The 13,507-nt window shown below is 59.4% G+C and carries 12 protein-coding genes; 8 read left to right on the forward strand and 4 right to left on the reverse strand.

Going from position 1 to position 13,507, the window contains the following annotated elements:
- Window positions 1-354: 354 nt before the first annotated feature.
- On the reverse strand, window positions 355-2,268 hold the full coding sequence (locus tag CIT31_RS15615; RefSeq protein WP_342586929.1) for an AI-2E family transporter: 1,914 nt from the start codon (window positions 2,266-2,268) through the stop codon (window positions 355-357).
- Between the two features lie 384 nt (window positions 2,269-2,652).
- Here CIT31_RS15615 and CIT31_RS15620 point away from each other — a divergent pair, with 384 nt between their 5' ends.
- The 3 genes from CIT31_RS15620 to CIT31_RS15635 all read left to right on the forward strand — a co-directional run bounded on the left by CIT31_RS15620 (window position 2,653) and on the right by CIT31_RS15635 (window position 7,109).
- Window positions 2,653-3,153 (forward strand): hypothetical protein, encoded by a 501-nt coding sequence (locus CIT31_RS15620; RefSeq protein ID WP_245316266.1) that lies wholly within the window; start codon window positions 2,653-2,655, stop codon window positions 3,151-3,153.
- Between the two features lie 1,235 nt (window positions 3,154-4,388).
- Window positions 4,389-4,664: a hypothetical protein gene (locus CIT31_RS15630; protein ID WP_095519252.1), complete on the forward strand. Its 276-nt coding sequence runs from the start codon at window positions 4,389-4,391 to the stop codon at window positions 4,662-4,664.
- 141 nt (window positions 4,665-4,805) lie between these two features.
- Window positions 4,806-7,109, forward strand: coding sequence for a PBP1A family penicillin-binding protein (locus tag CIT31_RS15635; protein WP_095519253.1), 2,304 nt, complete (start codon window positions 4,806-4,808; stop codon window positions 7,107-7,109).
- A 328-nt stretch (window positions 7,110-7,437) separates the two neighbouring features.
- Here the strand turns inward: CIT31_RS15635 and CIT31_RS35150 are convergent, their stop codons facing one another.
- Window positions 7,438-7,593, reverse strand: a complete 156-nt coding sequence (locus CIT31_RS35150) for a DUF3606 domain-containing protein (protein WP_342586930.1) — start codon at window positions 7,591-7,593, stop codon at window positions 7,438-7,440.
- A 166-nt stretch (window positions 7,594-7,759) separates the two neighbouring features.
- On the opposite strand from CIT31_RS35150, the gene CIT31_RS15645 reads away from it, so the two are divergent.
- On the forward strand, window positions 7,760-7,993 hold the full coding sequence (locus CIT31_RS15645; protein WP_095519254.1) for a hypothetical protein: 234 nt from the start codon (window positions 7,760-7,762) through the stop codon (window positions 7,991-7,993).
- A gap of 671 nt (window positions 7,994-8,664) precedes the next feature.
- On the opposite strand, the gene CIT31_RS15660 is transcribed toward CIT31_RS15645, so the two are convergent.
- Window positions 8,665-10,116 (reverse strand): CYTH and CHAD domain-containing protein, encoded by a 1,452-nt coding sequence (locus tag CIT31_RS15660; protein WP_095519411.1) that lies wholly within the window; start codon window positions 10,114-10,116, stop codon window positions 8,665-8,667.
- Between the two features lie 127 nt (window positions 10,117-10,243).
- Here CIT31_RS15660 and CIT31_RS15665 point away from each other — a divergent pair, with 127 nt between their 5' ends.
- From CIT31_RS15665 to CIT31_RS15680, 3 genes are all read left to right on the forward strand, one after another.
- On the forward strand, window positions 10,244-10,486 hold the full coding sequence (locus CIT31_RS15665) for a hypothetical protein (protein ID WP_133116158.1): 243 nt from the start codon (window positions 10,244-10,246) through the stop codon (window positions 10,484-10,486).
- A 277-nt stretch (window positions 10,487-10,763) separates the two neighbouring features.
- On the forward strand, window positions 10,764-10,994 hold the full coding sequence (locus CIT31_RS15675; protein ID WP_095519413.1) for a hypothetical protein: 231 nt from the start codon (window positions 10,764-10,766) through the stop codon (window positions 10,992-10,994).
- A gap of 7 nt (window positions 10,995-11,001) precedes the next feature.
- Entirely contained in the window at window positions 11,002-11,280 is a 279-nt protein-coding gene (locus tag CIT31_RS15680) for a hypothetical protein (protein ID WP_095519256.1), read from the forward strand.
- An 83-nt stretch (window positions 11,281-11,363) separates the two neighbouring features.
- Here the strand turns inward: CIT31_RS15680 and CIT31_RS15685 are convergent, their stop codons facing one another.
- Window positions 11,364-11,882, reverse strand: coding sequence for a hypothetical protein (locus CIT31_RS15685; RefSeq protein WP_245316268.1), 519 nt, complete (start codon window positions 11,880-11,882; stop codon window positions 11,364-11,366).
- Window positions 11,883-12,765: 883 nt separating this feature from the next.
- On the opposite strand from CIT31_RS15685, the gene CIT31_RS15695 reads away from it, so the two are divergent.
- Window positions 12,766-13,503 carry a DUF4336 domain-containing protein gene (locus tag CIT31_RS15695; RefSeq protein ID WP_095519415.1) on the forward strand — a complete coding sequence of 246 codons (738 nt, stop codon included), beginning with the start codon at window positions 12,766-12,768 and terminating at the stop codon, window positions 13,501-13,503.
- The last annotated feature ends 4 nt before the right edge of the window (window positions 13,504-13,507 follow it).

A 13,507-nucleotide genomic window follows, 5' to 3' on the forward strand; every position in this document is an offset into this window, starting at 1 on the left:
TTTTCGGTTCCGACCTTGGAGTGGTTTTGCTGCGACGCCGCTATGCGGAGAACCCAGGAAGCAAACCAACCGGTGACCAATTGGTCAGCCGCTTCGGCCTAGGAGCGGGGCTCCGGTGCCGAACTTCAAATGTCTGGAATGGGGCCGTCAGCAATCAACCGTCGTCGAAGCCAGACTGTACAGCGCTGCGCCTGCAAGACCAAAACGGCGATGACGATGCGTCCACACTCTGTCGTAGGCTATTGCGCTCTGCGAGATCGATTGACCTTGTCAGACTTCGCTTGGATTTTGCACGCAGGGCACAAGCCAGGCGCAAATAACTTAATCCCCCGATCGGCCAGAACATTTTGCCGCCTACGCAGTTTGCTTAGGCTTTGGGCTGGATGCCTTGCGCTGTGACCTAGTCTTAGTCGGCGGCATTGGTGGCCGTGGGCGAGGCCCTTGCAGAGATTGAGCGGCGGCTTCGGCCAAAGTGCTCGCCACAAAACCGGTACCGACTTCCGCGATAAGTTTCACCGGCTCGATCGTGTCGTTGCTGTTGCATAGCAAAACACCAACCCGGAGTGATGGACGTGAGCGTTTGAGGCGCCGGGTCATGTAGCGAGCATGCTGAACCGACGAAGGGTTCAAGAAGACAATCACAATTGTTTCCAAACCATCTATTGGGAGTTGCCTAATTCGACCGGGCGAGAGCGATGTGTGCTCTATATAGTTTGCGGTGGCGCCCTGTGCCTTGAGCACCTGAACGAGCATAGCTGCTGCGGCATCGTCCAATTCGCCTCGACCGCCTGCACATGCGATCACTCTGCCTTCTCCATTCGCCAGAGGCAGTTCCAGCTTCGTGGTGGATTCGATAGCCAAGGCTTGCTTTGGCTCAGATTCCTCATTGGATTCGACTTGTGCATAGTCATCGAGATTGTCGACCAGCGCCTGAGCGCTTTCTGCCACTCGTGAGCGCCTCTCATCTGTGAGTACGCCTCTAGAGCGATCTTCTTCCGCTAGAGCCAAGGCAGGCACCGCAACTGTTTCGTAAAATGACAGGATAGTATTGTCTTCGAGATAGGCTTCAGCGCGATCCGTCGCTTCGGCGGGGTCGCCGGCGAGAAGGCGCTGATAGAGCTGCTGATGTGGATCGAGAACTGGTTCGTTCCCTAGGAGTACATCGAGAAATTCGAATTGAGGAACGTGCCGACCGAGGACGACAAGGCAAACGGTTAGAGGTGTCGACAGGAGAAGCCCCATGGGCCCCCATAGCCAGGTCCAGAATATCGCAGCAACAATAATAGCGAGCGGGGACAGCCCGGTGCGGGAGCCGTATACCCAGGGTTCGACAACGTTGTTGCTGACGAGCTCAAGAACGACAAATAGCGCCGCCGTCCAGAGCACCATTGTCCAGCCGGGATCAACGGCCAACGCCAGCGCCAACGGGAATATTGAAGCGATGATCGGTCCGATGTAGGGAATAAAACGCAGGATCAAAGCCATGAGCCCCCAGAGCGGAGCATTTGGTACGCCGATGACCCAAAGCCCGATGCCGATTGGCAGGGCATAGGCTACGTTTACAGCCAGCTGCGTCAGAAGATAGCGGGCCACGCGCGCTCCTGCATCTTGCAAAGCAGCAGTCGTCCGTTGAAGGTCGCCGGCTCCGACCAAACGAATAAAACGGTCGCGCAAATCTTCACGCCTCAAAAGCATGAAGATAACGACCACAATAATGATGCCACCGGTGGCTAGGGGTTGAATGAGCGGCCCAACGACAGTCCGCAAAAGCGGGATCGGGCCAGGCGGCGGCGTGATAACCTCCACAGGCAGTGGCGGAGTGGAAGGATTGTCGGATCCGGGAGCTCTGACGGTATCGGGTTTCTCGTCACCCTGGATTTCCCGTCCCAAGCGCGCGAGCAACTTGGATAGCCGCTCGAAGACACCACCGCCAACGTTGGCGTCCTTTATGATTTCGACCTTCGATACGAGGTTGTACTGGTAGAGCGGAATGTTTTGAGCCAGCGTCCCAAGTTGAGAGGCGACCACTGCGCCGAACATGAAGATGGCGGCGAACGCGCCAATCACAACCGCGATCACTGCTGCTAGTCGAGGGACCCGTGCCTTACGCAAAGCCGCAACGAGCGGCGATAGCGCGAACGTCAGCAGTATCGCTACCGCCAGCGGGATGAATATCTCCCGGCCAAAATACAAAGCTGCCACGGTAGCGATGACAGCAATGGCTTTCGGATATGCGGGCGGATGCGTTGGGTGGGTGTCGATCACCACGTTCGGCGCTCGTCTACCGCCGGGCGCGATGCCTAGAGTCGTGGGCGTAGGTGTAGACATGTTTGAGGTGTCCGATGTGCCGCAGCTGCCACCATAATCGAAATCGAACGATAACGTTCCGAACGTCGAGTGGGATCAAGGTTGCCAATGAGCCATCGCCGCCGACATGTGGATCATTCATTCACCAGGACAACAAACGGTAGCCTCGGGCCTCGGCCTGCTTCGAGGCATCTTAGAGGGTGTGTGAAGGCGTCCTACCCTCAAGCGTCTCGAACCGAGCCGAATAACGGCTGTCGATGGAACAAGCATCACCCGGTACCGATTGTGCTGGTCAAGGCGATGTGCCGACGCGTTGGATTAATCAGTGGTCGAGGTACGAAAGCGATGTTGAAGTATACGAATCTGCAAATAGCAGCCGGTGTTGCCGGGACGGCGATGATCCTGGCTTCTTCGACCGGGCCATCGCTGGCGCAAGAGTGGACCGCTTTCGGCATCCGAAAAGCGGGCTTCACCTTCGACGTGCCGCCGGGCTTCGCGCTGGATCATATCGCTGAAGATGGCCAAGCTGCGACCTTCCTCGGGCCACAAGAAGCGAGTCTTGTCGTTCGAGGCGACCACGTTTCAGGTGGCAAATTCAAACAGAACGTCGAAGCGCTGATGGCTGATGACGAAGGGCATGGGTGGAAGGTCACTTATCGCCGGCTCACCGACTCTTGGGCGAGCTACTCGGGTGTCAAGGATGGGATGATCCGTTACGTGCGGGCCATCGTAACTTGCGACGATAGGGTCGCGGTCTTTGTGATGGATTATCGGCAAAGCGAAAAGCTTGGCTACGATCCGGTCGTCCTCAGAATGGTGAAATCTCTGGACCCGGAAGGTTGTTAGTCTTTTGCCTGGTTAAAGCCTCAATGGGCGTCGAATGGGCCCGCTGCCGGTACGAGCGACAGCGGGCTTTGGGATTATTCCGACCACATTCGCGGGAGCGGTGAGCAGTTGCTCAACCGGTTCTGCGCCGCCGGGCTTGAGGGCGTGATTTCCAAGAAGGCGGACGAACCCTATGTTGCCTCTCGTGCCGGTGGCTGGCTGAAGATCAAATGCATCAAGCGACAGGAATTCGTCATCGTAGGCTGGACGCCGTCCGACAAGGCGCGTGAATTTCGCTCCTTGCTGCTCGGGGTTCAGACCTCGGCCTTGAGGCCGGCTCCGACACATCGCGACCTTGAAGATCCAAGCGCTCAGCCAACTAGAAGCCAATCCCTCTACGCCAGGTGTAACGCACGCAGGTTCTCACACCGCGCGTAAGCCGCCGAGCAAGACGGCGCTAGGGCGCGTTCTCCAGTCCAACCTCGGGCTTGCGTAAGATCTGTTTAACGGCAGACCAGCGGAAGCCTCTCGACCATTTCTCTTGGCTTTTGAGCTCCGAGCTTTGGATCCAACGATTTTCATTGCTTTGGAGGGCTCCCAAAGCTCACCCTTTGGAATGTCCCGCAGGTGTGGTCTGTCTGCCGCCGCTTCGTCAGCACGAAGCTCAGGTCGCGTCAGGCTCTAAACCCCAAGCCCCCCGCCCAGAGACTGATGCGACCGTTCTTGAGTACCGGACCGCGTTGGCGACGATCGCGCTCAACAACGAAGACGTCGCGATCTTGCGCGGCCATGGAGGCCGAGGGCTAGCCGTGCTTCGGCGGTCAACCCGCTCCGCCCCGCCACCTCACAACCAAGTAGATCAGGAACAGCACGACCCATAGTGTCAGCACGATACCAGCGAGCGGTAACCAATTGGCCATTGTTCCGCTCTCCCCAACACAAGGCCCGCCGCAAACCCGAAGAGGCGGCGGGCTCTGGAGCCTGGGGTCTCCCCGCGTATCTCGCAGGCCCGGCTCAACCAGCGAGCTTAACCTCATAGAGTCGGAATGGTTCCGGCCGAAATCAAACCCAACCTGCCGCTGTCGTACTGTTTCAGCCCCACGTGGGAACGGAAGGGATGTTTGCGCGTTCAATTGTGCCCGGTCGGGGGATGCTGCTGTTCAGCTGATGTTCAGGTTCAAATTCCGAAACTGACGCAAATGCCACCCGTGGGCGGGTGCGCATAAAGTGACTCTACCGCGAAAACTCTCGGTTTGATGATAGCCGTCAGTATCGCCCTCCCCACATTGGCGGGCGGAGCTGCGGCCGATCCATGGAAGGATGAAAGCGGGCATGGGCGCTGGATCGGTCGCTATGAACATCGCGAAGACTACCGCCTGCGGCGCTATTGTCGGGAGCGCAACAGCTATAAGGAAGAATTCTGCCGTGGCCGATGCAAGATAGAGCGGAAGTGGGACGACGACGAGTATAAGGAAGAAATCAAGTGCAAACGCGGCTGGAGGCGTCCCATTTACGAGTATGGCGGCTATTAGACCGCAGTCTCTCCTTCGATCGGCGGCACTTGAGCAAAGCGCACATCGCTAATAAGCCGCACCTTCAACGCCAGGTGTCGGATTGCCCATTCTGCGGGCGCAGGTAGTTCTGGTATCGGCGTTTGAGCAGAGGGAAAACGGATGGGCGAGTCTCCCGCCGCTACCGATAGCAGCCGCGATAGGCAAGAGCCTGGCGAAACCCAGAGCGGAGACGAGCCAGCGGCCGATTCCAACGGTGCACCTTTCGCGCGGACCCGGACGGCGTTTTCCGAGCTCAGCCGAACACTTGTCGGACTTGGCCGGGCATTGCGAGGCGACCTGGCTGTCGCGTCGGGCCCAGCGGCCAAGAGGATTCGCGAACTCGGCAGCGGCGCCCTGCAGCGTCTGCGTGATCTGGATTTCTCGACAGCGAGATCAACAGCCGCCGAGTTGGCGGGGCGCACCTCAGCCGTTTGGTCGCGGGTGACTCGTCGGCGCACACACTCGTCCGGTACCGGAGTCGCGCGAGGAAACCAGCGCCATCGGAGATCGATCTTGGTTCGAGGTGCGGTCGCACTGGGCGCGGCATCTCTCGTCTTCCTGGTCGTCCTCTTTTCGTGGGCCCTGAGCGGCGTGCCGTGGGACGAAATTGCCGACGGCTCACTCAAGCCGGTGGTGGTGCTTGAGACGACCGATGGCAAGCCATTGGTCAGGCAGGGACCCATTCAGGGACCCTACGCTACGCGCGAGGATTTTCCGGCTCATCTGATCGATGCGGTGCTCACCTCAGAGGATCGGCGCTTTTACGACCATTCCGGCATCGATCTGAAGGGCATATTACGCGCGCTGTACAGGAACGTCGGAGCCGGCGAGGTCGTGCAGGGCGGCAGCACGATCACGCAACAGTTGATCAAAATCCTCTATCTGGAGCGGGACCGTACCTGGAAACGGAAAATCCAGGAGGCCGTGATCGCCTTCTGGCTCGAGCAGAAGCTCGGCAAGGACGAGATTCTCACGCGGTACCTCAACAACATTTATCTCGGAGAAGGCGCGACTGGCGTCCCGGCGGCCGCCCGCATCTACTTCGACAAGGAGGTCCGCGAACTCGACCTCGGTGAATCAGCGATGCTGGCCAGCATCATCCGTGCTCCGTCGCAACTCAATCCGGTGATCAATCCGGAAGGGGCGCGCCAACAAGCGGAGCTCGTGCTCGATGCCATGGTACAGGGCGGCAAGGCAACCGCCGAGCAGGCGACGACGGCGACCGCCGACTTCGCCGAACTCCGTCCAACGAAGCCCGCGGCAAGGTCCGGCAGCTGGCTTGCAGACTGGGTAATGCAGGAGGCGCACGAGCTTGCCGGGCCCTATCGGGGCACGATTAAGGTCAGGACGACGATGGTGCCGCGGCTGCAGGCGATCGCCGAGAAGGTCGTGGCCGAAGCACTCGACAAGGAAGGCGCGCAAGCAGGCGCCTCGCAGGCCGCGCTGGTGGCAATGACGCCGCAAGGCGCCGTGGTGGCCGTGGTCGGCGGGCGGGACTATGGCAAGAGCACGTTCAACCGCGCGACTTCAGCCATGCGCCAGCCCGGCTCGGCCTTCAAGCTGTTCGTCTACTACGCCGCACTGAAGGCAGGCCTCACGCCCTTTGACCAGGTCGAGGATGCGCCGATCGAGATAGGCGGGTGGTCCCCGGAAAACTTCGGCGGCGGCTACAGCGGCCGGGTCAGCATATCCGAGGCATTCGCGCGCTCGCTGAACGTTGCCACGGTGGCCCTGGCAATGGAGATCGGGATCGACAAGGTCGCTGCCGCTGCACGGGAGCTGGGCATCGATGCAAAACTGGCTGAAACACCGAGCCTGGCTCTCGGCTCCTCGGAGGTCAGCCTGCTCGACCTCACCGGCGCCTACGCTTCGGTGCGCGCAGGCATCGCGCCCATCGAGCCGTGGGGGATCGTGTCGTTCCATGCCGACGGCCAGCCGCGCGCCTTTCGCGTTGGGCCGTCCAAGCAGCCAACGACCGATCTTCGTCCGCATCAGCGGGACCTAGTCGGCCTGTTGAGGCTGGTCGTCGAGCGGGGGACTGGTCGAGAAGCCGATCTCGAGGTGTTTGCGGCGGGCAAGACCGGCACCAGCCAAAACCATCGCGACGCCTGGTTCGTCGGCTTCACCGAGCCGCTGGTGGTGGGTGTGTGGGTCGGCAACGACGACGAGACGCCGATGAAGAAGGTGACGGGCGGCCAGCTGCCGGCGAGAATCTGGCGGGATTTCATGCGGGCCGCCCTTGCCGCACTTGACGACAGCGTTCCGGATGGCGACGACCAAGCTACTGTGGCCAGTTCCTCAGGCGAAGCGGAGGCATCGGCCTCCTGCAATTTTCGAGCCTGCGCACGCGCTTATCGCTCGTTCCGCCCCGCCGACTGCACATTTCAGCCCTATCGCGGGTCGCGCAGGCTCTGCGAGAAATAGCCTGCGCCATGCGATCTGTGGGCTGCCGTCCGGCACTCTGAGAGGTTCGTGGACACGTCGCCAATAGCCGCCGAATACGCCCTATCAGTTGGCAACGGGTCGTGTATGAGCCCGACGGTAGCGCCGAACTCGTCGCCCGTGAACTATCCGCAAGCCATTGATCTAGCCACCTGGCCAAGGTTCGAAGTCCTGTCCGCACACCTGGACAATGCTCGAAATGCTCCGCCTCGTGCTTGATTGGCTGGTCGTGTCCTTCGCTCTCTATCCTGTGCCTTCGTTGTTGGTCCGATATCTAATTTCCGCTCCCGCAATACCCTCGCGGCTTCTATCAGGGCTTCACGATCGTTGCCGTTGGCTTGATGAGCTCGCGGACTTGCTCGATCGTCACGCCATTCTCGCGGGCGAAATATTCCACCTCATAATCTTCGTCGGCTGACACGCGATTGCGATCGCGAACGTCTCGCTTGTTCTTGTCGTCGGCCATGTCGTTCTCCTGATGAGCTTCGGAACGGTGGCAACTCCGGCAAGCAGATTTTGTTTCCGCCAGCCGCGCTTCGCATCTAAATTCGCCTCTTGCCCCAGCGCTACGACCACAGAGAAGACACCTTTAGATAAGACTAAGCCGGCAGGCCATTATTGAGGATCCTCTTATGAACCCGACCGAATTGCAGGCGATTGGCGACACGCTGATGCGGGTAGTGACGCCAGAGATGACACCAAAACAGCTCCTAAAGGCTGCAAAAAAGGAGCATCCGGACGCGTCGAAAAAGGACATCGCCCGCGCGGCGTTCTTCTCGATCATTGCGAACGCGGACCAAGACATCGGCAAATCCAGGAATTTGCAAGCCTTTGCGTTGGCGGAGCGAACCCAACAATCTGATTAAGATTGATGTCGACATGAAGGGGCAGCCGGGGGGGTACTCGACACATGCTGCGAGATCGGGTGTTCCCACTCGATCAGCCCGCGCGCCCTTCCGGGGACGCGGGCTTTCCTTGTTTCACGACTTGCCGGTGGGGTCTGGCGCTTTTTCAGGATCCATGCCTCGCGCACCAATGATGCGCGACCGGTCCCAATCATTTCAATTAGTTCGCTTGCTTGCGCCTCCGTTATACCGGTCTCCTCCGCGAGGCCCTTCGCCTGAGCCTCCTTCAGTCGCTCGCGGCTGGGCTTGTCATCTCCCATTTAAAAATTCCTTTCCCACGGTAGTATAGTACCACATCGAGAGGGTGACTTGTTCCTCGAACCGCTAAGCGCTCGACCAAAATCTAGTCGGCTGGGGGGAATTTGAACTGCTCGGCGTCGAGCGTGAGGCTGGAAAGCCGGCATTCGCCCTGATGGCCGAGCCGGGGACCCGCAAATATATCGGCAGTGCTTTCGTCAAGCGTGAATCGCGAGATGCGCGAGCGGCTTTGGAAAAGGGTCGAGGAACTTGCCGGGTCTCCGCCCAAGGACATGCCAAAGCGGCCGGCAACGCAGTCAAGCCCAAAAACAACCGTCACAACTTGTCCGCACGATCCGCCTCCTTCGTCGGTCCCTCTGGTTCTGCATGCTGCCTCAACGCCAGAAGCGCCTCGTGTTGACAAAGGCGTCGTGCGCTTTCGTGGCGTCCTCAAGAAGCTTGGACTTCTCTTCAGCGCTGAAGAGATCCTTCGCACCAGCCACGTCCGAAAGCTCCAGCGCTGCCAGCATATCGGGGGCGGTGGCGAGATCGTTAAGGCTGCCGAGCTGATCCTGCAGACCCTTCATCACCGTGATGAACCGTCGATGGCGTTTGGCTTCCGCGTTGCTCTCGTAAAGCGGCTCGAAGAACTCCGCCGCATAGCGCAGCTTCTTTGCGGCGATGCGCAGTTCATGGCGGGTCCGGTCATCGGCATCGATGAGATTTTTGCCGCCCTTCGCCACCTTTTTCCAAAATTTGTCAAATACGCCGGAGGCGAAATCCCTTGACGACTGCTCGTACAACGTTTCGTCCGATTGGTCGGTTCGCCAGTCCCCGATGGAAATCCACTCGGCGGCATCGATCATCAAGGAGCGGGCGCGCACCGAGGAAAGCGATGCCTCGACCACCGCATAGGCTTCGTCGCGCGCGTCTTGAAGACGGCTTGAAAGAGCCTCGCTCGAAGCGCGGTCGATCATCGCGTCGATATTGCGCGCATCGCCAAGTTCCGAGGCGAGCCATTTCAATTCTTCTCGCAGGTGGTCGAAACGGCTGTCGGCGAACAGCGACTTGCAGATCGAGCAAAGGGAGCGCAGCCGTCGCAGCGACACGCGAGTCTGGTGCAGGGCCTCGGCATCGCGGGACCAGCCAAGCGCCGTTTCATTGAGACGAAACTGTCTGAGACAGGCCGCGGCGATGCGCGCGAAAGCCGTTGCCGTGCTCATCTCGGACGTGAGCGGGGTCGAAGCCGCTTTCACGGCACCGGGCGCCGAGCCAAGCAGACGATAGCCCCGTTCCGCTTTGCTCAGCACCCCGAGATGCGCCGGCGTGATCAGGTTGACTTTCCGGGCGAGCGCAAACAGCGCAGTCGGTGAGCCCGCCTTCTTTTCCAACTCGATCTCGCAGAGCGGCGCCTCCCGATCGGCTGCAACGACCTTGCCAAGATCCAACGCGACTTCGATCGTCGCGTCGCCATCCATCACATTCCAAGAATGCCGTTTGACATGAACCTCGAACAAGGGCGCGAGCTTTGGGCCGGCCCCTGCAAGCAGGTCTCGGATATGCGGATCGTCAAGTATCGGTGTATCGCCGGCGACCGGTCGCTGCCATTCCTCGCGTGTGAACGATCCGGCCGCGGCGCCATCGCCGGCCTTGACGGTTTGTATCCGTTCATTTCCCGATTGCCGAATACGAAGCGACAGGCCGCGCTTGGACAGATCCCATCCGGGGGTGTCGAAATAGATGGATCTCAGCTGAAGATTGATGGGCGGGGATCCGAACGGATTTTTCTTCAGGAGTGACCCCGCACCGGACTGCGAAAGCTCGAGCTTCAGTTCCGTTTCCTGCATGATGTCCTCGGCGCAGCGTCGCTTCACGGCAATCGGAGAGACCTCACGTATGGTGCGTCATAAGACTGTCACAAACAACCGCCCGCCCTCGACCAACTGCGGCCGGGGCCCAAGCCGGCAAACGACAATGCGCGAGTCGGAACCACACTTCTCGGTTGTCGTTCATCCGATGATGCAGGAGAAGGACTTAGAGATGGCTACCAAAGAAAAGAAGGAGGCGAGCCGCGTAGTGAAGGGGCAAGAGCTGGAGGTAGAGCACCTGACGGAAATAACCGACGTCTCGCCGAAACAGGCGCGGGCCTTGTTGCGTAAGCATGGTGCCGACTGGACCAAGCTCAAAGACGAAGCCGAAGATTTGAAGGAAGGTTGAAACTCTCGGCGCGGCTTCTTCTCTCTGTCTCTCCGCCCCATTGCGGAGCGAATGCAGCCGCTGCAAGCCAACGGTGAAGATCACATTGCTCGAGGTTCATCCCGAGCACCTGCCCAAGCGCCTGATGATCCATAAGCCGGTTAAAATCGACGGCAAGATCCATTGGACCATCGAGCGGTTCCGGGGGGGTGAGTGCGTAGAGCGCAAGTTTCTTAGAACCAGACCGAGCCTAACGAATTGACGCTATTTGGAATGAACGTTGTTGAGGATGCACGTCATGAACAGTGGCAAGATGCAAGACATCTCCACCTTGACTAAATTGGTCACGCCGGAAATGTCGACCAAGCAATTGATGAAGGCTGCCCGGAAGGCGCACCCGAAGGCCTCGAAGAAGGCAATTGCTAGAGCGGCATTCTATTCTCTTATTGCCAATGCGGACAACCAAGACCCCGGCAAGTCGAAAAGGCTTCAAGCGTTCGCAATCTCTGAGAGGATACAGTCGGATTAGGGCAAGATTGAAGGCCACCCATGGTGCCAGGAATGTGCTCTTTTCATCATCGGCTATCGTCGTCAACAGGACGAGCCAGTCGGCGAAGTTGGCGTTTGGTAAGTTGCTGCGGCACATCAACAGGTGTGGCCCGGACTTTGCCCTTGATCTTATTCTTGATTTCTCCGATGCCGACTCGGCCGGCTTGGGCGAGGCCAGAGCCCAGCATATCCAGTGCAGCCCGGGGATGTCTCCGGATGAGTACGCCCAGAGCCCGCACAGCGGCGGCGCCTTCTACGCGATGTAAAATCGTGTCCGAATAGGGCTGAAGAAGTCGCCGCTCCACGAATTTCGGCAAGCCGGAGCGAGCGTCCGGAACGCGCCTTGCCTCTAGTGCGTGGCTCGGCGCACGCGACTGTCCCGGTCCTTGTCTCCACGCGATTTCTGTTCCGGCAGAACTTTGTGTGCGGCGTCCGAAACGACCGCCATCATCGCGGAGGCAGCGCTCTGTACCATCTCCGTGGCCAAGCCCGCAGCGCGCGCCGATTTCTTGGCCCCGGTCTTAGCTGCCGATTTGGTGGCGTCGGCGATTTCCCCCCGCTCGCTCACCAAAACAGCCGCAGCGGCACCGGCGCCTGCTGTGATCGCATTGGCCAGCAGGTCTCGGCCGACCGGGCTCGCTAGCAAGTTGCGCAAAAGGGTCGATTTCCGCACCGATTTAGGGACCTTAAACCCGCCGATCTTCTTGGGAAGCTTGCGTTTGCTTTTAGCCATGAAACGTTCTCCTTTCGGTTTGGGGAACGCAAGGAGGATGATAGGGTTCCAACGCTGTGAGACATGGGCTAATTCGGCCTGCATAGTTGCGAAAAACTGTGCACCAAAAACGCTAGTCTGCTTGGCGACCGTCAAAATGTGCACTCAGAGCGCAACGAGCTGCTGCGGTCTTAGCTTCTGCTCCATTTGCCACCTGGGCTGCTGCGCACGGCTTCCTCTTGCGCTTCAAGGCCGCGCCTCCTCCTCAAGTGCTTTTATCTCGACACGCATTTCCTTGTCGAAGACCAGCAGGCTTCCAATCTCTGAGTCGTCGGGAAGCGGCTCGCAGACAAGCCACCATATATCGCGCTCGCCTGTCATTGGGACAAAGACGCGACGACGCACTTTAAGCGGATCGTGGATCTCAAGCGCTTACCTCGGCAGAGCGATTTGCAGAATGAAAATGCGAAATCAAAAAGAAAGGGCGTCCCCGGTGCCATTCGATGATTTTCTGACAACGGACGCCACATCTGCACTGCGAGAGGCGAGGCTGTGGCCCAAGCAGTCATGGACCGTTGTTCTGTCATAGCCCGCCGCGCTGACGCTTCCACGGAAATCACTGATCTTTTCGCCGTGATAATGGAAGCGTGCGCCGTCCATCATGCTGGCCGAGCATATCATGAGGTCGTGAGTGAGTACGCGGCCCGCATCTGTTTCTTGGTGAATGGCACCGAGAACCTCTCGAGGCTGGACGATATTCTCGACGTGCTAGTTCAACGCGATGAGAAGCACGCCCAGGCTCTCGCCAGAGCGCGCGCCATCAGCCGAACCAAGCGGGGTCGGGCTCCCTACTGACGTCCGCTTCCAGGTGAAGGCAACGGCGCCTGAATGACCGAAATTGGGCGCAAAGCTGCCGTTGGTATGTTGCAACAGAATGATTTGCTTTGGCCAAAAGACGACCTGGGCCGTCACGCAATTCCCCGGAACAGATCCTCTCGAAGCGTGTTCCGCCAGCTCCAAGCTGAATTGGAGCACAACCATGAAGCCCGAAGACGCCACCTACCCTCCTCTTGATGTCGCCAAGCCTGTCGCCCCTGGGATCTGGATCGTCGATAGCGGACCGCTGAGCGTGATGGGCATTCCAGTCCCGGTGCGCATGACGGTTATCCGGCTCGGGAATGGCAGTCTCCTGCTGCATTCACCAACACGGTTCGCTTTTGAGCTGAGAAAGCAGCTCGAGCAGATTGGTCTGATAGTGCATCTGGTTGCGCCAAACAGTGCACACTGGACCTTCCTCAAGGAGTGGCAGAACCATGTGCAGGGAGCGCAGACTTGGGCTGCTCCGGGCTTGCGCCATCGGGCAAAGGTCCGCCGGGCCGGCGTCAGGATCGATCACGATCTGGCCGCAGCGGCGCCGGAAGCCTGGTCGAAAGATCTCGATCAGGTTGTCGTTCCAGGAGCCGGTGGGTTCACCGAAATCGCGTTCTATCACAAGAACAGCCGAACTATGGTGCTTACGGATCTCGTTCTGAATCTCGAGCCGGAAAAGCTGCCGTTCATCATCAGGCCGGCGGCGCGCCTCTTAGGCGTCACGGCACCTGTGGGGAAGACCCCCATTTACCTGCGGATGATCATCAAACGGAAGCATGAGCAGGCGAAGGCGGCCGCGGAGCGCCTCGTGGCGTTTCAGCCAAAGCGCGTGATCTTCAGCCATGGCCGGTGGTTCCACGAGGATGGGACGACATTACTTCGCCAGTCGCTGGCCTGGCTTCTCTGAGGCG

The organism is Mesorhizobium wenxiniae, assembly GCF_002284535.1.
In the GTDB taxonomy this organism is placed as follows: Bacteria; Pseudomonadota; Alphaproteobacteria; order Rhizobiales; family Rhizobiaceae; genus Mesorhizobium; species Mesorhizobium wenxiniae.